The 19046-nt window shown below is 59.6% G+C and carries 20 protein-coding genes; 19 read left to right on the top strand and 1 reads right to left on the bottom strand.

Going from position 1 to position 19046, the window contains the following annotated elements; translation table 11 throughout:
* Positions 1 to 12 precede the first annotated feature (12 nt).
* Positions 13 to 693 (bottom strand): heavy metal response regulator transcription factor, encoded by a 681-nt coding sequence (locus KUL93_RS05195; protein WP_119335985.1) that lies wholly within the window; start codon positions 691 to 693, stop codon positions 13 to 15.
* Positions 694 to 780: 87 nt separating this feature from the next.
* Between KUL93_RS05195 and KUL93_RS05190 the strand changes: the two genes are divergently transcribed.
* The 19 genes from KUL93_RS05190 to KUL93_RS05100 all read left to right on the top strand — a co-directional run bounded on the left by KUL93_RS05190 (position 781) and on the right by KUL93_RS05100 (position 19023).
* Positions 781 to 2649, top strand: a complete 1869-nt coding sequence (locus KUL93_RS05190; RefSeq protein WP_217126025.1) for a copper resistance system multicopper oxidase — start codon at positions 781 to 783, stop codon at positions 2647 to 2649.
* A 23-nt stretch (positions 2650 to 2672) separates the two neighbouring features.
* Positions 2673 to 3590 carry a copper resistance protein B gene (locus tag KUL93_RS05185; RefSeq protein WP_249419270.1) on the top strand — a complete coding sequence of 306 codons (918 nt, stop codon included), beginning with the start codon at positions 2673 to 2675 and terminating at the stop codon, positions 3588 to 3590.
* Positions 3591 to 3609: 19 nt separating this feature from the next.
* Positions 3610 to 3924 carry a hypothetical protein gene (locus tag KUL93_RS05180; protein WP_145981817.1) on the top strand — a complete coding sequence of 105 codons (315 nt, stop codon included), beginning with the start codon at positions 3610 to 3612 and terminating at the stop codon, positions 3922 to 3924.
* Positions 3925 to 3934: 10 nt separating this feature from the next.
* Positions 3935 to 4474, top strand: coding sequence for a c-type cytochrome (locus tag KUL93_RS05175; protein ID WP_119335981.1), 540 nt, complete (start codon positions 3935 to 3937; stop codon positions 4472 to 4474).
* A 17-nt stretch (positions 4475 to 4491) separates the two neighbouring features.
* Positions 4492 to 4938 carry a DUF411 domain-containing protein gene (locus KUL93_RS05170; RefSeq protein WP_346731653.1) on the top strand — a complete coding sequence of 149 codons (447 nt, stop codon included), beginning with the start codon at positions 4492 to 4494 and terminating at the stop codon, positions 4936 to 4938.
* 98 nt (positions 4939 to 5036) lie between these two features.
* Entirely contained in the window at positions 5037 to 5171 is a 135-nt protein-coding gene (gene rpmH, locus KUL93_RS05165; protein WP_119335979.1) for a 50S ribosomal protein L34, read from the top strand.
* Positions 5168 to 5572 (top strand): ribonuclease P protein component, encoded by a 405-nt coding sequence (rnpA, locus tag KUL93_RS05160; protein WP_119335978.1) that lies wholly within the window; start codon positions 5168 to 5170, stop codon positions 5570 to 5572. The genes rpmH and rnpA overlap by 4 nt, the downstream gene beginning before the upstream one ends.
* Before the next feature lie 12 nt (positions 5573 to 5584).
* Entirely contained in the window at positions 5585 to 5803 is a 219-nt protein-coding gene (yidD, locus tag KUL93_RS05155) for a membrane protein insertion efficiency factor YidD (protein ID WP_119335977.1), read from the top strand.
* 18 nt (positions 5804 to 5821) lie between these two features.
* Entirely contained in the window at positions 5822 to 7462 is a 1641-nt protein-coding gene (gene yidC, locus KUL93_RS05150) for a membrane protein insertase YidC (protein WP_217126024.1), read from the top strand.
* 7 nt (positions 7463 to 7469) lie between these two features.
* The gene (mnmE, locus tag KUL93_RS05145; RefSeq protein WP_217126023.1) at positions 7470 to 8798 is read left to right on the top strand and encodes a tRNA uridine-5-carboxymethylaminomethyl(34) synthesis GTPase MnmE; all 1329 of its coding nucleotides are present in this window, start codon (positions 7470 to 7472) and stop codon (positions 8796 to 8798) included.
* A gap of 42 nt (positions 8799 to 8840) precedes the next feature.
* Positions 8841 to 9584: a sulfite exporter TauE/SafE family protein gene (locus KUL93_RS05140; RefSeq protein ID WP_346731652.1), complete on the top strand. Its 744-nt coding sequence runs from the start codon at positions 8841 to 8843 to the stop codon at positions 9582 to 9584.
* Between the two features lie 33 nt (positions 9585 to 9617).
* Positions 9618 to 10016, top strand: coding sequence for an adenosylmethionine decarboxylase (gene speD, locus KUL93_RS05135; RefSeq protein WP_217126021.1), 399 nt, complete (start codon positions 9618 to 9620; stop codon positions 10014 to 10016).
* Complete coding sequence (speE, locus tag KUL93_RS05130; protein WP_217126020.1) at positions 10017 to 10877, top strand: polyamine aminopropyltransferase; 861 nt, start codon at positions 10017 to 10019, stop codon at positions 10875 to 10877.
* 11 nt (positions 10878 to 10888) lie between these two features.
* Entirely contained in the window at positions 10889 to 12214 is a 1326-nt protein-coding gene (rsmB, locus tag KUL93_RS05125) for a 16S rRNA (cytosine(967)-C(5))-methyltransferase RsmB (protein ID WP_217126019.1), read from the top strand.
* 103 nt (positions 12215 to 12317) lie between these two features.
* Positions 12318 to 12800, top strand: coding sequence for a DUF4390 domain-containing protein (locus tag KUL93_RS05120; protein WP_217126018.1), 483 nt, complete (start codon positions 12318 to 12320; stop codon positions 12798 to 12800).
* Entirely contained in the window at positions 12782 to 14932 is a 2151-nt protein-coding gene (locus KUL93_RS05115) for a sensor histidine kinase (protein ID WP_217126017.1), read from the top strand. The genes KUL93_RS05120 and KUL93_RS05115 overlap by 19 nt, the downstream gene beginning before the upstream one ends.
* Positions 14907 to 16133, top strand: a complete 1227-nt coding sequence (locus KUL93_RS11590; protein ID WP_217126016.1) for a sigma-54-dependent Fis family transcriptional regulator — start codon at positions 14907 to 14909, stop codon at positions 16131 to 16133. The genes KUL93_RS05115 and KUL93_RS11590 overlap by 26 nt, the downstream gene beginning before the upstream one ends.
* Positions 16130 to 17548, top strand: coding sequence for a Trk system potassium transporter TrkA (trkA, locus tag KUL93_RS05105; RefSeq protein WP_217126015.1), 1419 nt, complete (start codon positions 16130 to 16132; stop codon positions 17546 to 17548). The genes KUL93_RS11590 and trkA overlap by 4 nt, the downstream gene beginning before the upstream one ends.
* A 17-nt stretch (positions 17549 to 17565) precedes the next feature.
* Positions 17566 to 19023 (top strand): TrkH family potassium uptake protein, encoded by a 1458-nt coding sequence (locus KUL93_RS05100; protein WP_217126014.1) that lies wholly within the window; start codon positions 17566 to 17568, stop codon positions 19021 to 19023.
* Positions 19024 to 19046: the final 23 nt, after the last annotated feature.

Raw genomic sequence — 19046 nt, 5'->3', positions numbered from 1 at the left:
GATCTGTCTCGCCTATCGCGCTTCCAAGACGTAACCCATCCCGCGAACGGTGTGAATCAATTTCGGCGTGCGCCCCTCGTCGATCTTTTGACGCAGCCGTCGGATCGCAACTTCGATCACGTTGCTGTCGCATTCAAAGTCGATTTCCCAAACTTGCGACGCGATCAGTGAGCGCGGTAGAACCTCTCCCTGCCGACGCAGGAGCAGTTCGAGCAAAGCGAACTCCTTTGCGGTGAGCGCGATGGTCTCCCCTCCGCGGCACACGCGACGGCGCAACAGATCGAGTTCCAGGTCCGCAGCGCGCAAAATCGTGGAGGAAAGGCTCTGACCGCCCCGTCTGAGGATCGTTCGGACACGGGCGAGCAATTCGGCGAACGAAAAAGGTTTGACGAGGTAGTCGTCAGCGCCCATTTCCAACCCTTTGACCCGATCTTCGACCCGGTCTCGTGCCGTGAGGTAGAGCGTTGGGGTGGTGATCCCTTCTGACCGAAGTCTGGCCAGCACTTGCCAACCGTCGAGGCCAGGGAGCATCACGTCGAGGATGATGAGATCGAAAGGGATTTCGCGAGCCAAATGAAGGCCATCGATGCCGTCTTGTACCCATTCCACATTGTAGCCAGCTTCGTGCAGCCCTTTTTTGAGATAGGCGCCGGTTTTGGGTTCGTCTTCGATCAAAAGGAGTTTTCTGACCATTTTGTCATCTTCCTGTCACGTGCGCGCAAGGAGCGAACGATTACGATCGCGTTGCCTTTTCCCTTTTGCCATAAAGTGGAGGATTGGATGAGAAACGATCGAGATCGGTTCCCGCAAGTCGCGATCGCATTGCCGAACGCGGGGCGGCGCCGTTTCGTCCGAGGTTTGGTCGCAGGGGGCGTGATCGCAAGCCTGTCACCGTGGGGGCGAGCCGCGGTGCAAGGAGTGACCGAGACGCGCACGGGTTTGGCGCCCGTGCTCAGCGGCACGAACATCGACCTGGTGGTTGGCGAATCACCAGTCAATTTCACCGGAACACCCAGGATGGCGACCACGATCAACGGCTCTATTCCAGCACCGACGCTCAAACTTCGAGAAGGCGACACGGTCACCATCCGTGTCACCAACCGCCTGCGCGAAGTGACTTCGATCCATTGGCACGGAATGATCCTACCGTATGAGATGGATGGCGTACCGGGAATCAGTTTTCCTGGTATCGCACCGGGTGAGACATTTGTTTACCAATTTCAACTGAAACAATCGGGTACCTACTGGTACCACTCGCATTCCGGTATGCAGGAGCAAACCGGTATGTATGGGGCACTGATCGTCGAGCCGCGCGCAGGCGATCCCATCCGGGCCGACCGCGACTACGTAGTTGTGCTCTCCGATTGGACCGACGAAGACCCGATGCGGGTGCTGACCAAACTGCGGATTCAGAGTGATCTCTACAACTACCATCAGCCGACGGTCATTGATTTCTTCCGCGACGTCGCCAAGATGGGGCTTTCTCGTGCACTCGACAAGCGTGCGATGTGGAACCAGATGCGGATGAACCCGACCGATCTCGCCGATCTCTCGGGGGCGACATTGACCTACTTGATGAATGGCGTCACTCCTGCCGGCAATTGGACTGGACTGTTCCGTCCTGGCGAACGCGTCCGTCTTCGCTTCATCAACGGTGCGGCCAACACCTTCTACGACGTGCGCATCCCGGGGCTCAAGATGACGGTGGTGCAAAGCGACGGGCAGAACGTCGAACCTGTCACCGTCGATGAGTTCCGCTTCGGGCCGGGCGAAACCTACGACGTGGTGGTTACACCAAAGGAAGAGGCCTACACGATCTTCGCGCAAGCGATGGATCGTTCTGGATTTGCCCGTGGCACGCTCGCAGTTCGCGAAGGACTCGAAGCCCCGGTTCCTGCACTCGACCCTGTCGAATGGCTCACCATGGCCGACATGATGGGCGCGATGGATCACAGCGCGATGAAGCATGGCGGTTCGACCATGGGCGTGATGGACCATGCGGCGATGGGCCACGACATGTCTGGCATGAAACACAACATGTCCGGCATGAACCATGGCGCGATGGCTATGGATCACGGTCACCACGCGATGCATGGCATGGCCGATGGCGCATTGGCCAAGCCCAGCGCCACGGTCCGTCACGCGCGCACGGAATACGGCCCAAGCACGGACATGCGTGTGGACATGCCCCGGACGAATCTCGACGATCCGGGCATTGGCCTGCGCAACAACGGCCGGCGCGTGCTGACGCTGGCCGACCTCAAAACGATCGGTGGTCCGCTCGATCCTCGCGGGGCCGAGCGCGAGATCGAGCTGCATCTTACCGGCAACATGGAGCGCTATACCTGGTCGCTCGACGGCCTCGAATTCGGGAAGAGTACCCCGGTTCATCTGAAGTACGGCGAGCGGGTGCGCGTCATCCTGCACAACGACACGATGATGACGCACCCGATGCATTTGCACGGGATGTGGAGCGAGGTGGAAACGCCCGACGGGCAGTTCCTGGTGCGTCGTCACACCGTGCCCGTCCAGCCTGCGCAGCGCGTCAGCTTCCTCGTGACCGCCGACGCCCTGGGTCGCTGGGCCTGGCACTGCCACCTGATGTTGCACATGGACATGGGCATGTTCCGCGTGGTGGTCGTGTCATGAAACTGATCAAAGGAAGATTCGCCATGAAACCCTGTTCTCTCTTCACTGCGGCGCTGGTGTTGCTCGGTGCGGCACCCGTCTGGGCGCAAACACCGATGGAAGGCGGCGGCCATGCCGGGCACCCGGGCACGGCTCCAGCCCCAACGCGAGCCGAATCGCCCGCGAGCGCCACCATGGACCACGGCAGCATGAACATGCAGGGGGGCCCCGCCCCCGCCGATGCCCGTGATCCGCACGCCTATTCCGATGGCTTGACTTTAGAGTCGGGCCCTTACGCACGCCCCGGTCCACGGCAACTTCGGCTGTCCGATGAACACCGCTTCGGCGCCGTGCTCGTCGATCGCCTGGAACGCGTTCACACGAAGGAGGGGAACGCGACCACCTATGACGCGCAAGCCTGGTTCGGCGGCACCTACGACCGCTTGGTCCTCAAGGCCGAAGGTGGCGTCGCCAAAGGCAAATTGGAGGAGGCACGTACAGAGCTCCTTTGGGGTCATGCGATCTCAGCATACTGGGACAGCCAACTCGGGGTGCGGCAGGACAGCGGCACGGGGCCTGACCGGACTTGGCTCGCTTTCGGTTTTCAAGGGTTAGCGCCCTATTGGTTCAAGGTTGACGCAACTGCGTACCTAGGTACTTCGGGACAGACCTCACTTCGGCTTTCGAGTGAGTACGAACTGCTTGTGACGCAACGTTGGATTGTGCAACCTCGGCTGGAAGCCAACTTTTATGGCGAAACGGAGGAAAACCGGGGAATAGGGAGCGGATTGTCCGATCTCGTGGTCGGGATTCGCCTCCGTTACGAGTTCAATCGCCAATTCGCGCCCTATATTGGGATCGAATGGGCGGGGAAATATGGCAAGACGGCCAGTTTTGCACGTCGGGAAGGGTTGGATACGCGGCAGACGCGTTTCGTTGCCGGTCTTCGTGTTTGGTTTTGAGTGTGGGTAAAAGGAGTCGATGATGTTTGTAATGAAAAAGTTTGTCACCGTTGCGGTTTTGTCCCTCAGTGCTGCGCTTGTTTACGCGCATGATCCGAGCCAGCATCACGCAGTCACCGACCGGGAAAAGCCGGATTGTTCGATGATGCAGCAAATGCACTCCGGGAGTGACCGTGACGACCCAGTGGTGCAGGCGATGATCGCACGTTGTGCGGAGATGATGAAAGAGGAGCATAGGGAGATGATGATGCCGCATGGGATGCAAGGAGCGATGCCGCAAAATGGGATGATGGGCCACGGTAGCGGCGAAATGAAATCCAATCACCATCAGTAAGGAAAGGGCGATGAAGCGTTGCTTGCTTGGGTTTGGTTCCGCTCTGGTCGTTTTGGTCGCGGTGGTAGTGTGGGTGCTCTACTCTGGCAGGGTATCGGTGGCGGCCGATGAGCCCCATGCTCAGTGGCTCTACCACCTGCTGGAGTGGGTGCGGGAACGCTCGATCGCACAGGCTTCACGTACGATCGAGGTACCCAAGGATCTCGATGCACCCCAGCGGTTGCTGGCGGGGGGAGCCGATTACGATGCGATGTGTGTCGGTTGTCACCTTGCGCCTGGTATCGCGGAAAGCGACTTCACGTTGGGACTCTATCCAACCCCTCCCAAATTGACGGAACCCCGAGCAACCTTGCAGGGTCTGAGCGAGGAAGCAGCAGCGCGACGGGATTTTTGGATCATCAAACACGGAATCAAGGCATCTGGTATGCCAGCGTGGGGAAAAACGCACGATGACGAACGGATTTGGAACATGGTGGCTTTCCTCAAACGGTTGCCAGATCTCAATGAGAATCAATATCGAATTTTGACCAGTCGTCAAGGAGACCGATGATGATACGGCGTGTCTTTATGGGTTTGGCGCTTTCCTTTCTTGCTACTTCTTCTTTCGCTTCTGGGAAAGAGTTTGCTGAGGAGTCGCCGCTCGTCAAGGTGTGGAAAAGCCCGTATTGCGGTTGCTGCAAAGAGTGGATTGCCCATATGCAGGCCAACGGGTTCCAGGTTCAAACGTTCGAAGTGGGCAATAGTGAGGTTCGGAGTCGTCTCGGTATGCCCATGCGTTATGGTTCGTGTCACACCGCCGTCGTTCAGGGTTATGTGATCGAGGGCCATGTTCCTGCTGCCGACGTCAAACGGCTGCTTGCGGAGAAGCCGAACGCGCTGGGTTTGGCGGTTCCGGGGATGGTGATCGGTTCTCCGGGGATGGATGGTCCGGCGTATGAGGGACGCAAGGACCCTTACGACGTCCTTTTGATCCAGCGCAATGGCGAAGCAGAGGTCTATCACGCGTATCGTTGATCTTGGCGTAGTGTAGCGTGGTTCGCGTGCGGTAGCGCTCCTTGGTTTTTGTTTTCCTGGTATAATTCGCGATTTTGATCAGGTCTCGGGGATAGAAAATGAAGCGCACCTATCAACCTTCCAAAGTTCGCCGTAAGCGGACCCATGGTTTTCTGGTCCGGATGCGAAGCCGCGGCGGTCGTTCCGTGATCCGCGCCCGCCGCGCCAAAGGGCGTAAGCGCCTCGCCGTATGAGTGCGCCAGGCGCGCGTTTTCCGCGTGCCGCGCGTCTGACGAAACCGTCCCACTTTGCCGCGGTCTTCGCTGCGCGGCAGAAATTGTGCGGACGGTTTTTTTGTGTGCATTGGCGGGAAAACGGTTTGCCACATGCCCGTCTGGGCTTGGTGGTGGCAAAGCGCGTGGCGAAGCGAGCGGTGCGTCGTAATTGGTTGAAGCGGCAAATTCGGGAAATTTTCCGTGTGTGGCCGGGTCGATCGGTCGGGGTCGATCTGGTGGTTCGTGTGACGCGGCCTACCCATGACGCGACGCGGCGGATGTTGCGTGCGGAACTCGAGGTGTTGTTCGCGCGCTTGCTGATGCGGTTGCTGCACTCGGAACCCGCGGCACGCCCCTGTACGGTCGATTCCCGTGGATAAGGGTTTGCGTCGATGAATCCGCTTGCGCGGGTGTTGGTCGTGTTGGTGCGTGGTTACCAGTACCTCATCAGCCCCTGGTTGGGGCAAAATTGCCGCTTTACACCCACCTGTTCGCAATATCTCATCGAAGCGGTCGAGCGTCATGGTGTGGTGCGCGGTTTGTGGTTGGGTGTGAAACGTGTGGGCCGCTGCCACCCGTGGCATCCCGGCGGTGAGGATCCGGTCCCGTAACGATAGGAAAGCTGCACGATGGAACAACGGCGTTTGATTTTGTTGGTGGTGTTTCTTTTTTCTCTGTTCATGCTGTGGGAAGGGTGGGTGCGTCAAAACACCCCAGTGCCCCCGCCTGCTCCTGCTGCGTCACCGGCAGCGTCGCCTTCCGCGACCCGTGACGAGGTGCCGGTTACCGAGTCGCAGCAGATCGCAAGCGATGCCAAAGCGCTACGTTCTTCTGATGCACTCCCTGCCAAAACCTTGCGGGTGGAGACCGATCGCTATCTGGTCGAGATTTCGGAGCAAGGTGGAGATATCGTTTTTCTGGCGCTGAAAGACCACCGCGATCGTGAACGCCAAGATCAACCGTTCATCCTCTTCGAGGATGGCCGTCTGAAGCATACTTATCGGGTGCAGTCCGGCGTGGTGGGGGATGGGATGCCTAACCACCACAGCCGTTGGCAATTGCCCGCTGAAGCGATGCATTTGCAGGAGGGGCAATCGGCTTTGACCGTGACATTGACCGCTTCGACTGCCGACGGGCGCACGGTTCGGAAGATTTTGCGCTTTGCGCGTGGCTCCTATTTGATCGACGTCCGTCACGAGATCGACGGTGGCGGCCCTCTGACCACCTACTATCACTTCTTGCGTGACGATAAACCCGCCGAAGAGCAGCAAGTTTTCGGCGTACATACGTATACGGGTCCCGCGATCTATACCGAAGCGACGAAGTACCGGAAGATCGATTTCAAAGCGATCGCGGAAGGCAAAGCGGAATATCCGAGCCAAGCGCAGGATGGGTGGCTCGCGATGATCCAGCACTATTTCGTCGCCGCTTGGTTACCGCCCGAGGGTGTCGCACGGGAATACTATCTCCGCCGCCTATCGAATGGACTCTATCAAGCCGGTGTGCTCTTGACCGGGGACGGTACCACTTCGACCCGGCTCTATGCCGGGCCGCAGGATCAGAAGGTGTTGGGCAGCATCGCGCCCGGTTTCGATCTGGTGGTCGATTACGGCTGGTTGACGTTCATTGCTGCGCCCCTTTTCTGGGTATTGTCGTGGCTACACGGTCTTACGGGCAACTGGGGGTGGGCGATCATCCTGGTGACGGTACTGATCAAAGCCCTCTTCTATCCCCTGTCCGCAGCGAGTTATCGGTCGATGGCCAAGATGCGGTTGGTGATGCCGCGGTTGCAGAAGATCAAGGAGGCGTATGGGGACGACAAGGTTCGGCTGCAGCAGGAGATGATGCGCCTCTATCAAGAGGAGAAAATCAACCCATTGGGTGGCTGCTTGCCGATCTTGGTCCAGATTCCGGTGTTCATCGCGCTCTATTGGGTGCTGCTCGCCAGTGTCGAGATGCGTCACGCGCCGTGGCTCGGGTGGGTGACCGACCTCTCTTCGCGCGACCCCTACTTTATTCTGCCGCTCTTGATGGGAGCGACGATGTTCATCCAAATGCGGCTCAACCCGCAACCGGCAGATCCGTTACAGGCGAAATTGATGATGGGGATGCCGATCGTCTTTACTTTCATGTTCCTCTGGTTCCCGTCCGGGTTGGTGCTCTACTGGTTGACCAACAACCTGCTTTCGATTGCGCAACAGTGGTGGATCAACCGCCAGCTGGAGCGGATGGGGTTAGGCCACAAAGCGATCAAAGCGGCCAACGATTAGGTTTCACGTGAAACCCGTTTCCGATACGATCGCAGCAGTTGCGACGCCACCGGGCCGCGGTGCGGTGGCGATCATCCGCATCTCGGGGCCCGACGCGCATCGCATCGGGTGTGTGCTGGCAGGAAAGACCGAATTGCCCGCGCGCCGCCCGGTTCGCGCATGGCTCACCGATCAGGACGGGTCGCTGCTCGACGATGGGCTGCTGCTCTTTTTTCCCGAACCGAATTCGTTTACCGGCGAATCGGTGGTGGAGATCCACGGTCACGGGGGGCCGGTCGTCGTCGATGCGGTGCTTTCCCGTGTTTTGTCGTTGGGTGCGCGGTTGGCGCGGCCTGGCGAATTCAGCGAACGCGCTTTTCTCAATGGCAAAATCGATCTGGCGCAAGCCGAAGCGATCGCCGATTTGATCGACGCGACGCATCGCGCAGCGGCGCGTGCTGCTGCGCAAGGGTTGCAGGGGGCTTTTTCGCACGCGGTCGCGGCGCTCGATCGTCAACTGACCGAACTCCGAGTCTGGGTGGAAGCGGCGATCGATTTCGTCGACGAAGCGATCGATTTCATCGCCGAAGGGGATGTCGCGGCGCGGATCACAGCGGTACGGCAAGCGCTCGCCCATTGGCTCGAAGTAGGCCGCCAAGGTTTGCTGCTGCGTCACGGTGTCCGGGTGGCGGTCGTCGGAGCGCCGAACGTCGGCAAGTCGTCGTTGCTCAACGCGCTCGTGGGTGAGGAGCGGGCGATCGTCACGGAGATACCGGGAACGACGCGGGATGTGATCCGGGAATCGATCGATCTCGACGGCCTTCTGGTCCATCTCCTGGATACCGCGGGCGTCCGAGAAACCGACGATCCGGTAGAACGGATCGGGGTCGAGCGCAGTTGGCAGGCAATCGCAGGCGCCGATCTGATCTTATGGATTCGCGCACCCGATATCGACGACCGCGCGTTGGCCGAGGCGTTGCAGGAACGCGGCATTGCGCCGCAAGCGATCCTCGAGGTGTGGAACAAAGCGGATCGCTTTCTGCAAGAGATACCGGAGTCGGCGCTGGCGATTTCGGCCAAAACGGGATCGGGGCTAGACCGCTTGCGTGGGGCGATCCGTGAGCGGGTGGGATTTCGCGGTGTCGACGAATCGGTTTGGCTAGCCCGGGAACGGCATTTGGAGGCGTTGCGTCGAGCCGATCACCATTTGCAACAGGCGCTTTCTGCCCTTGCCCAATGGGAGTTATTGGCGGAAGAGCTTCGCTTGGCACACGATGCGTTGGGGGAAATTACCGGACGGATCGATGCCGATGCGCTGCTTGGGGTGATCTTTTCCCAATTCTGCATTGGGAAGTGAGGGATCGAATTGGATGCGTGGGAGTGGCTCACGTGGCTTGCGATGGGCGTCGCGGCGTTTGCTGCCGGCAGTGTCGATGCCGCAGTCGGCGGCGGTGGCCTGATCCAGATTCCGGCGCTCCTTTTGGGGTATCCCAATCAACCCCTTCCCAATCTCTTCGGTACCAACAAAATCGCGTCGGTTTTCGGGACCTCGGTAGCTGCTTTTCGTTATGTGCGACGGGTTTCGCTCTCTCTGACGCTCCTTGTCGGTGTCGTGATCGCGGCGGCGGTGGGGTCTGCGATGGGGGCTTCCGCGGTGACGCTGCTCCCTCAGGCATGGGTGAAGCCGATCGTTCTCCTATTGCTGTGCGCGGTAGCCGTCTACACCTTTCGGCGCAAAGAGATGGGCTTGGTTGCGCGAGCCCATCCATTGACGAGGCGAGAGCTTCGGCATGCGCTGGGCTGGTCGGCGGTAATTGGCGCGTACGATGGTTTTCTTGGCCCAGGAACGGGAAGTTTTTTGATCTTTGCGTTTATTCGCTTCCTGCGTTTCGATTTCTTGCAAGCGTCGGCACTGGCCAAGGTCGCGAACGTTTCGACCAACCTGGCCGCGATCGCGCTCTTCTCTTGGCAGGCGCAACCGATTTGGCTTCTTGGCCTCTGGATGGCTGTGTGTAACGTGGCTGGGTCACTCTTCGGAACGTGGTGGGCGTTTCGTTTCGGTTCCGTGTGGTTGCGGCGGCTCTTTTTGGGGGTTGTTTCTTTGACCATCCTGCGCTTATCGTACGACTGGGTGATACAATAACCAGTTTCATTTTATCCGGATGGGGGACTTGCGATGAATGGACTTCATCTGATCGCCGATCTTTATGGTTGCCGTTGTGATCGCACGTTGCTCAAAGAACGGTCGCAGTTGCAAACGTTGTGCGTAAACGCCTGCAAAGAAGCGGGCCTCACAGTGCTCGGCGACTATTTCTTTCAGTTTACCTATGACAATGGTGAACCAGCAGGCGTGACGGGAACCGTGGTGCTTGCGGAATCCCATTTGGCGATTCATACCTGGCCGGAAGATCGCAATGTCACCCTGGATGTTTATGTGTGCAATTACTCGCGTGACAATTCGGCGCTCGCGAAGGCGGTTTATGACCGCTTGATCGAACTCTTTGCGCCGGTTGAGACCGTTGGGCATCGTGTGGTTCGGGGACACATCGAAATGCCGCCGACGGAGGGTGTGTAGATGGCATTGCAACGGTTTTGGGAAAAGTTATCCGATGTCACCGGCTACTATTACGATCTGGAATTGATCGAATCGGGCCAAAGTCGCTACCAATCCTTTGAAGTCGGCATCTCTCCGCTCTATGGCCGCATGTTCCGCTTGGACGGATGTGCGATGACCTCTGAAGCCGATGAGTTCATCTACCACGAAAACCTCATCCACATACCGGCATTGGCGCATCCGGAACCGCGTCGCGCATTGATCATCGGTGGTGGGGATGGCGGGTCTGCCGAGGAGCTTTTGAAATACCCCTCGATAGAAGCGATCGATCTGGTCGAGCTCGATGAAACAGTCATCGAATTAGCGAAAAAATATTTCCAAGCAATCCATCGCGGCGCGCTCGATCATCCCAAAGTATCGGTTCGGATCGAAGATGGGTTGCAGTTTGTTGCGGAAGCGGCCCAATCCGGCCGACGCGATTACGATCTGATCGTGCTCGATCTCACCGATCCGGTGGGACCGGCCGAAGCACTTTACCAGGAACCCTTTTTCCAGCAGTGCGCCCTACTTTTGGGAGAGAACGGCTTATTGTCGTTGCACATCGGTTCGCCCGATCATTTTCCAGAGCGTATTAAAACTTTGGTGGCCCGTTTGCGGCGGGTCTTTCGTTATGTCTATCCCCATTTCCACTACATTCCGCTCTACGGCGCGCTCTGGGGAATTGCCGCGGCATCGAACGGAACCGATTGTGCGGTGATGACGCCGGAACGGATCGATGAGCGGATCACAACACGGGGGATTACGGACCTGCGCTATCTCGATGGGGAAAATTATCGTGCGCGGGGAATTTTGCCCCGATATGTTCGTGACTTGATCGCCTAGAAAGGTTTCACGTGAAACACAAGGCGCACTCAGCGGGCCATTATGCTGCACCAGAAACGCTCGCGGGTGCGCTCGATTGTGCAAGCGCGATCGTCGCCGCCGTGATCCGAGGGGAAAGTGCCACCGCGGCGTGGCAACAGATGGTCGCGCACAACCCTCAGGCCCCAGGATGGGCGAGGGTACAGGATTTTGCATGGAGTACCTTGCGTGATTACGGCTGGGGCGATGCCGTACTGGCGGCATTGAGTCGCAGACCTATCGATCGCACTGTGCGGCCACTTCTCTTGGTTGCGCTCACCGAATTGCGCAAAGGTCGTGTGCCGGTTCATGCGCTGATCCATGAAGCGGTTGCGGTTGCAAAAAAACGACGCACCGCCGCCGCAGGCTTCGTGAATGCACTACTCAGGCACTATGATCGCGAGCGCGCGCAATGGGCGCCGGAGGCGTGGCGCGCACGAAGTGACCAGGCGATCGCGGCCCATTGGCGGCACCCTCGATGGTGGGTCGAAAAAATCCAATTTGCCCACCCAAGTGTCTGGCAGACGGTGTTGCATCAGGGAAATACCCATCCGCCGATGGGATTGCGCGTCCGTAGCAGCGAAAAACGGGGGGAGGTTGTCGCACGACTGCGGGAAGCGGGGATCGCAGCGGAACCGTTTGATCCGTTACCCGGCGCGATTTGGTTGCCAGAACCCGTTGCGGAAACGAAACTGCCCGAACCGGTGCGGAACGAGGTGGTGATCCAGGATATCGGAGCGCAATGGGCGGCACCGTTATTGGCGGTACGCCCAGGGGAACGGGTGTTGGACGCGTGCGCGGCGCCAGGCGGTAAAGCGCTCCACCTGCTCGACAGCGCGGCGATCGATTTGACCCTAGTCGAAAAAGAGAAAAACCGGTACCGCGCGATGATCGCGCGCTTTCCGGAATTAGCCCAGCGTGCACAAGCGATCGTCGGCGATGCCCGCGCACCGCAAGCATGGTGGGACGGGCGACCGTTCGACGCGATTTTGCTCGACGCGCCGTGTTCGGGCTCGGGTGTCGTGCGCCGCCATCCAGATATCAAATGGTTGCGGCGGGAAAGCGATCTCGAGACGTTCCGTAGCGTGCAGCGCGAACTCCTCTCCGCGCTCTGGCCTTTGCTGCGGCCCGGAGGCCGACTGCTCTACGTCACCTGTTCGGTCTTTGCCGAAGAGAACGAAAAGGTCATTGCGCAATTCTTGCAAGAACGGAACGATGCCAAGCGGGTACCCACCGAAGGGGTTGTCGGGTACTATTTGCCCACCGAGCAGCACGATGGCTTCTACTATGCACGGATCGAGAGGGTCGCCCGATCGTAAGCGACGACGAGTCGTTGCGGCGCTCATCGGGAGCGCCGGCAGTTTGTGTCAGCAAAACGGCAGGCGCACGCACGCTGCCCAACCCGGAAACGAGCAAAAATTCGTGACGATCACCCATGCCGCGCTTCGCGCAGCCGAAGGTTGGTGGGTGCTCGACGCCAAACTCACCTGGGCCGAATTACCCGCGATTTGGCTTTCTTTGTTGGAGAAAGGGGTAAAGCTTCCCTTTGCGATCACCTTTCGCCTCCTTCAGGTACGATGGTGGTGGGCAGATCAGGTCATTTGGGGGAAACGGTGGTCGTTTCAACTGCAATACCGACCCGGAACGCGCGTCTGGTGGCTACAGCACAACGGCAGCGTCGTGGCGCAGGGGAGTTGGTATGATGCGATCGCGCCGGTCACAACCGTGCGCGGATGGCGCCTGTTGGAACAAAATCGCTTGACACCGAATCGGGAACTCGAAGCCGAAATCAACGTTTCGGTTGACGAACGGGGGCTTGGACCAGTGCTACGCCTTCCCAGCGCGGAAGATCGTGATCGCATCGATTGGGCGGGAACACCGTACCGATGGCGACCGTGGGCGTAAATAGTGTGCGCGTTGCGGTTGGATTCGCCGCAGCAATCTTCGTCATCCTGCTGGCCGCTTCGGCGAGCTTGGAAACGGTTCTGTTTGCCCAAGCGTTTCCCTATTTGCTCGGGCTAGCGGCGATTGCGGTCGCTGCGTTATTGACGATCGCACTCCGCCAGGGCGTCCATTTGTGGCGCCAGGTGCGCGCAGGTCGCTTTGGCTCACGACTGCGGGCGAAACTGACCGGCATCCTCCTCATGATGGCGCTTTTTCCAACCATGGTCTTGTACGGCGTCACAGTCTTTTTCGTCGTGCGTGCAATCGACGCGTGGTTCGACGTCCGGGTGGAGCGCGCGCTCGATGCCGCGGGTCAGCTTGGCCGGCACGCGATCGATACCCAAGTGGCGCGTCTGTTGGCAGAAGCGCAATGGCTTCAGAGCGAATGGCTTGCGAGCGCACGCAGTATCCCAGGCGCCACTTTGGAGCAGTGGCGGCAAAAGATGGGGCTCGATGGTTTACTGATTTTGACGGGTAAAGGGATCGTCCAAGGTTTTGCCGGCGAAGAGCCGCAATGGGTGCAGCGAGAAGCGGGCACGCCAGCCGAATGGCAACTGGCGAAACTGCAGAAAATCAGCCATCGCGTCGTCGAAACCGAAGAAGGTGCATGGGTGCGGGTGGTGGTGTGGATCCCGCAAACGATCGACCAAGAGAGCGCCTTTATGGTGTTGCTGCGCCGGGTACCCACGTCGATCCGCGCTGCGATCGATGAAGTCACGGAGGCACGTAGCGAATACGCGCAGATTGCGCACGGGCGCGAAGCGTTACAACGGCTCTATTTGGTGATCCTCTCCGTTGCGGTGGTCACGGCGTGGATTGCCGCCGCGATGATTGCGCTACAGATCTCGCGCCGCTTCATCACACCCTTGCTCGCGCTGGAAGAGGGTACACGGGCATTGGCAGAGGGGCGATATCTTCCGCTCGCGGACCGCATCTCCAGCCAAGACGAGTTGGGTTGGGTCGTCCGATCGTTCGATCGCATGAGCGAGCAATTGGCAAAAGCGCAAGCCGAACAAGCACGGGCCCACGCCGAGGTGGAGGCCGCCCGTGCCTATCTGGAGACGGTGCTTGCCCATTTGACCACCGCAGTTCTGGTCTTCGACAAAGCCCACCAGTTGGTGCTCGCAAACGAAGCCGCGAAAGCGCTACTTGGGGACGAAAGCACAACCCCGTTCGTTGCCAGCAACGTTTGGCAGGGAAATCCGGAATTGCGCGATCGCTTACAGGCGGTGATGGCTGTTGCGGGTGGCCCCGTTACCTTCGAATGGGTCGACAACGAGAAGGGAAAAACCTTCGTCGTTCATGTGGCGCCGCTCAGAGAGGCTACGAGCGGATGGGTCGTGGTGATCGATGATGTGAGTGATGTGATCCTGGCGCAACGCCTCGCGGCGTGGGGTGAGATCGCACGGCGCCTTGCGCACGAGATCAAAAATCCCCTGACACCGATTCGTCTTGCGGCAGAACGGCTGCAGTACAAATTGGCCGAGAAATTGCCGGAAAAAGAGCGACAGCTCCTTGAGCGCGCCACGACAACGGTGATCGACCAAGTGGAAGCGATGACCGAAATGGTCAATGCGTTTCGCGATTATGCGAAAATGCCGAACGCAAAAAAAACGCGTGTCGATCTTGCCGAACTCATCCGGTCGCTTTTGGTGTTCTACGAAGAGGGCGGGATCCCCGTCGAATGCGTCGTAGAAGGCGAAGGACCGTGGGCGATCGAAGGAGATCCCGGGCAGCTGCGGCAGGTGCTGCACAACCTTCTGCAAAACGCGCAAGACGCTCTGGAGGGGATCGCCGACCCGAGAATCGTTGTCCGCTTGGTGCGTCAGAATGATCGCATCGAACTGAGCGTTCAGGACAACGGGATCGGTTTTCCCGAAGGGTATCAGCAAAAAGCGTTCGAACCCTACTACACCACGAAGCGCAAAGGGACTGGGTTGGGCTTGGCAGTAGTCAAGAAGATCGTCGACGATCACCATGCGGCGATCGTGCTGACGACACCGGCGGATGGCAAGGGTGCAGAAGTACGTCTGACATTTGCCGCAGCCGACCGTGAGGAAGGAGACGATGGCAAAAGTTCTGATCGTCGATGACGAAGTGGGGATCCGCGAATGGCTGAGCGAGATCCTGGAAGACGAAGGCTATCGCGTCGCAACGGCCGCTAATGGTTCGGAAGGGCGGCAGAAACTGGCGGAATTCGCTCCTGAGGCGATATTGCTCGATATCTGGATGCCCGATTGTGACGGGATTACCCTGTTGAAACAATGGCAGAGCGAAATGGGAAGCGCGCTGCCCCCCGTGATCATGATCTCCGGACATGCCACGATCGAGACCGCGGTCGAGGCAACACACCACGGTGCGTTCGGCTTTCTGGAAAAACCGATTTCGATGCAAAAGCTGCTCGACGTGCTGAAAAAAGCGATCGACCGCTTTCGGGCGCAACCGAAAGCAGAAACCCCACTCACGGTAACGCGGGTGCCGCGCCCGCTCGCTCCGGTGATCGACGCACTCAACGCGAAATTACAGCACGACCACGCAGGACTCCTTTATTTTCCCGAACCGTTTTACGAGCAGTGGCTGTTGCGCCACCTCGGAGAAGGGCAGCACACCGTATGGTTGACGACGGAAACCCCACCGCTCTCGGTGGACCAGGTGAAGCAGTGGCGCAGCCATCTGGTTTTCGCGAATTTGGGTGAACGCGCAAACCGGATGCTCGCGAAAAACCTGTCGTTCCTCTATCAGTACGCAGCGGTCCATCAGGTGCGGCTGATCGCGGCGATTCGCGCGTGGGACGCTTTCGCTCAGTGGCGTCCCTTGGTCGGTGAAAAATTGGCGCGGGTATGGGAAGACCCCATCGTCGTACCCAAACGGGACGAGTCGATCGCGCTCGGTACGCTCGTCCAGGAGGCCTTGGAAGCCGAACTGGGGCAACCGTTGGCATGGCCAGAGGAGGCGAAACGGACGATCGAACGGATCGCGCTCGATGCCGAATGGACACTCGACGCATGGACCCAGGCGCTCTTGCCGTTGGCCACCGAAGATCGACTCGATCCTGCAGCGATCGAAAGGGCGCTTCAGCGAAACCAACCGGAGAACGTGAGTGCGCTCTTTGCACTGCCGCTCAAGGAGGCCCGCGAAGCGTTCGAGCGGCTCTACCTGGAACGGTTGTTGGCGCGCACCGATCTCCCCGTGCAGCGGCTCGCGGATCTGGCGGGATTGGAGCGCACCCACTTCTACCGCAAGCTCCGCCAGTTGGGCCTCTCGCTGCGCCGGAAAGAGGAGGACGACGCGTGAACGTGATCATCTTGGGGGCCGGTCAGGTCGGCAGCTCGGTGGCGGAGCATCTGGCGGGCGAAGAGAACGACATCACGATGATCGACGTCGACGCCAGCCGCTTGGCGGAGGTCGCAAACCGCATCGAGATGCGCACTTTGGTCGGGAACGCCGCGTCCCCCCGTCTGCTGGAACAGGCGGGCGCGCGCGATTGCGATCTGCTCGTCGCGGTGACGCAATCGGATCAGACCAACCTCTGTGCGTCGCTGATCGCAAAACGGCTCTTCAACGTCCCGCGCAGTATCGTGCGCGTGCGCGCCGCGGACTACACCGCATTCCAGGAACTCCTGGGAGAAGAGGCCTTTGCGGTCGATTTCGCGATCTGCCCAGAACAGATCGTCTGCGAATCGATCGTCCGCTTGGTGAACCACCCCGGCGTGCTGCAACTTCTGGATTTCGCGAACGGCGCGGTACAGCTTGCCGCGGTGCGAGCCGAACGGGGCGGCAAGCTCGTTGGCCACCCGATCAAAGCGTTGCGCTACCACCTCCCCAACGTCGAGATGCGGGTCGCCGCGATCTACCGCCAAGGGGTGCCGATCATCCCGGAAGGGGATACGGTGATCTACCCCGGCGACGAACTCTTTTTCCTGGCTAGCGCCGGACAAATCCCGGCACTGCTTCGTGAATTACGGCCTGCGGAGCGGCGCGGTTCCCGCGTGATGATCGCAGGGGGCGGCAATATCGGAATGCGGCTCGCGAAACTGCTCGAGCGCGACTATCGCGTGAAGTTGATCGAGTACAACAAGCAGCGCGCGCAGCAGCTCGCTGTCGAACTCACCGATACCCTGGTGCTCGCAGGTGACGCCACCGACGAACATCTGCTCGACCGCGAAGGGATCGAAGAGGTCGATCACTTCCTTGCGGTGACCAACGACGACGAGAACAACATCATGGGGGCTGCGCTTGCCAAACGGCTGGGGGCGAAAAAGACGCTCGCGATCATCAACCGCTCCGCGTACGTCGACTTGGTGCAGGGGGAAACGATCGACATCGCGATTTCACCGGCGTTGGTGACGATCGGGGCCCTCTTGAAACACGTGCGGCGCGGTGACGTGGCCGCAGTCCACCGCTTACGGCGCGGTGCCGCGGAGGCGATCGAAATCGTCGTGCATGGCAACGCGCAGACGTCGAAAGTGGTGGGGCGGCGGATCGACCAAATTCGCTGGCCACCAGGGGTGACGGTCGCAGCGATCGTTCGCGAAGAGACGGTAGCGGACGAGGATGCGGCAAGCCCAGCGCGCAAACAGAAACGGGTGGTGATGGCCCACCACGACACGGTGATCGAAGAGGAGGATCACGTGATCCTCTTTTGTACGCAACGGCGGCGCGTGCGCGAGGTCGAAAAGCTGTTCGCCGTCGGATTCGGCTTTTTCTGACCCGGGGAGCGGCGACGATGCGACCTTGGGTTCCGGCGCTTCATGCGTACGCGTACATTCTGATGCTCTTTTCCCTGCTCTTTTTGGTTCCCACCGCGGCGTCGCTGTGGCGCGCCGACGGCAGCCACACGCTCTACGAAGAAGCGATGGCAGCGGCGTTCGCTGCTGGAGTACTTCTCTGGGCTGCAACGCGGCGGTATCGGCGCGCGCTCCGTCCCGCCGATGGCTTTCTGATCGTCGCGCTCACCTGGGTGGTTTCGCCGCTCTTCGCGGCGATCCCGCTCTACCTGTACCGACCCGAACTCGGCTACGTGCGCGCCTATTTCGAAGCGGTCTCGGGGCTGACGACAACCGGCGCGACCGTCTATGTCGGGCTCGACGATTTCCCCTTTTCCCTCAACCTCTGGCGCGCGTTCCTCCATTGGGTGGGCGGAATGGGGGTGGTCGTTTTGGCGGTAGCGATTCTCCCTTTGCTGGGGATCGGGGGGCGGCAGGTTTTTCAGGCCGAATCCCCCACGCCGTTGAAAGAGGAGTCGCTCACGCCGCGCGTTGCCGATACTGCAAAGGGCCTGTGGCTCACCTACGCGGGGATGACGCTCCTGTGCATGGGTGCGTTCTGGTACGGTGGGATGTCGATCGAGGATGCGGTGATCCACGCCTTTTCGGTGATGGGGCTCGGTGGCTTTTCCAGTCACGATGCGTCGTTTGGCTATTTCCATAGCCTTGCGCTCGAACTGATCGCGATCGCGTTCGCTACGCTTGCCGGATTCAACTGGGCGACCCACTATTTGGCGCTGGTGCGAAGGTCCACGAAACCCTATTGGCGCGACCCTGAATTGCCCTACTATTTGGGTGTGCTCGCGTTCAGTAGCCTCATGCTCGCCGCCTATTTGACCGTGAACGGCGCGTACGCCGATTTCTGGCGGGCGCTGCGCGACACCGCGTTTCACGTCGTCTCGATCGCCACGTCGCTGGGTTTGGCGACGACCGACTACACCCTCTGGCCGTTCTTCGCCCAATTGTGGCTGCTTTTCCTGAGCAGTTTCACCGCCTGTGCCGGGTCGACGGGCGGCGGGATCAAAATGATGCGTGCGATCATCCTCTACAAGCAGATCTACCGCGAGATCGTGCGCGCGCTCCACCCCAACGCCGTCGTTCCCGTGCGCTTACGCAACACGATCATCGAAAACCGTGTCGTTTTCGCGGTTTTGGGTTTTTCCTTTCTCTACATGGTCTCTATCGTCTCGCTCACGCTGGTGCTCAGTGCCAGTGGCCTCGATATCGTCACGGCGTTTTCGGCGGTGGTGGCGTGCATCAACAACACAGGGCCGGGTTTGGGCGCTGTGGGGCCGGCTGCGAATTACGGCTGGTTGAACGAAGGGCAGACGTTGCTTTTGACCTTTACCATGGTGTTGGGGCGCCTTGAAATCTTCACCTTTCTGGTTGTTCTCACCCCAGCGTTCTGGCGACGGTAACGGGGTGCTGGCTGTGTTATCCT

This window comes from Hydrogenophilus thiooxidans, from assembly GCF_019049855.1.
Lineage (GTDB): Bacteria > Pseudomonadota > Gammaproteobacteria > Burkholderiales > Rhodocyclaceae > Hydrogenophilus > Hydrogenophilus thiooxidans.
Note: the sequence above shows the minus strand (reverse complement) of the source record. Positions and strands in the feature narration are given on the sequence as shown.

Excerpts from the sequence above, each read along its gene's own strand:
- KUL93_RS05100 (WP_217126014.1), top strand. The coding sequence starts at position 17,566 with ATGCGACCTTGGGTTCCGGCGCTTCATGCGTACGCGTACATTCTGATG.
- rnpA (WP_119335978.1), top strand. The coding sequence starts at position 5,168 with ATGAGTGCGCCAGGCGCGCGTTTTCCGCGTGCCGCGCGTCTGACGAAA.
- KUL93_RS05185 (WP_249419270.1), top strand. The coding sequence starts at position 2,673 with ATGAAACCCTGTTCTCTCTTCACTGCGGCGCTGGTGTTGCTCGGTGCG.
- KUL93_RS05180 (WP_145981817.1), top strand. The coding sequence starts at position 3,610 with ATGATGTTTGTAATGAAAAAGTTTGTCACCGTTGCGGTTTTGTCCCTC.
- yidD (WP_119335977.1), top strand. The coding sequence starts at position 5,585 with ATGAATCCGCTTGCGCGGGTGTTGGTCGTGTTGGTGCGTGGTTACCAG.
- KUL93_RS05195 (WP_119335985.1), bottom strand. The coding sequence starts at position 693 with ATGGTCAGAAAACTCCTTTTGATCGAAGACGAACCCAAAACCGGCGCC.
- KUL93_RS05140 (WP_346731652.1), top strand. The coding sequence starts at position 8,841 with ATGGGCGTCGCGGCGTTTGCTGCCGGCAGTGTCGATGCCGCAGTCGGC.
- KUL93_RS11590 (WP_217126016.1), top strand. The coding sequence starts at position 14,907 with ATGGCAAAAGTTCTGATCGTCGATGACGAAGTGGGGATCCGCGAATGG.
- KUL93_RS05115 (WP_217126017.1), top strand. The coding sequence starts at position 12,782 with ATGGCGACCGTGGGCGTAAATAGTGTGCGCGTTGCGGTTGGATTCGCC.
- KUL93_RS05170 (WP_346731653.1), top strand. The coding sequence starts at position 4,492 with ATGGGTTTGGCGCTTTCCTTTCTTGCTACTTCTTCTTTCGCTTCTGGG.
- yidC (WP_217126024.1), top strand. The coding sequence starts at position 5,822 with ATGGAACAACGGCGTTTGATTTTGTTGGTGGTGTTTCTTTTTTCTCTG.
- speD (WP_217126021.1), top strand. The coding sequence starts at position 9,618 with ATGAATGGACTTCATCTGATCGCCGATCTTTATGGTTGCCGTTGTGAT.
- KUL93_RS05190 (WP_217126025.1), top strand. The coding sequence starts at position 781 with ATGAGAAACGATCGAGATCGGTTCCCGCAAGTCGCGATCGCATTGCCG.
- KUL93_RS05175 (WP_119335981.1), top strand. The coding sequence starts at position 3,935 with ATGAAGCGTTGCTTGCTTGGGTTTGGTTCCGCTCTGGTCGTTTTGGTC.
- speE (WP_217126020.1), top strand. The coding sequence starts at position 10,017 with ATGGCATTGCAACGGTTTTGGGAAAAGTTATCCGATGTCACCGGCTAC.
- rpmH (WP_119335979.1), top strand. The coding sequence starts at position 5,037 with ATGAAGCGCACCTATCAACCTTCCAAAGTTCGCCGTAAGCGGACCCAT.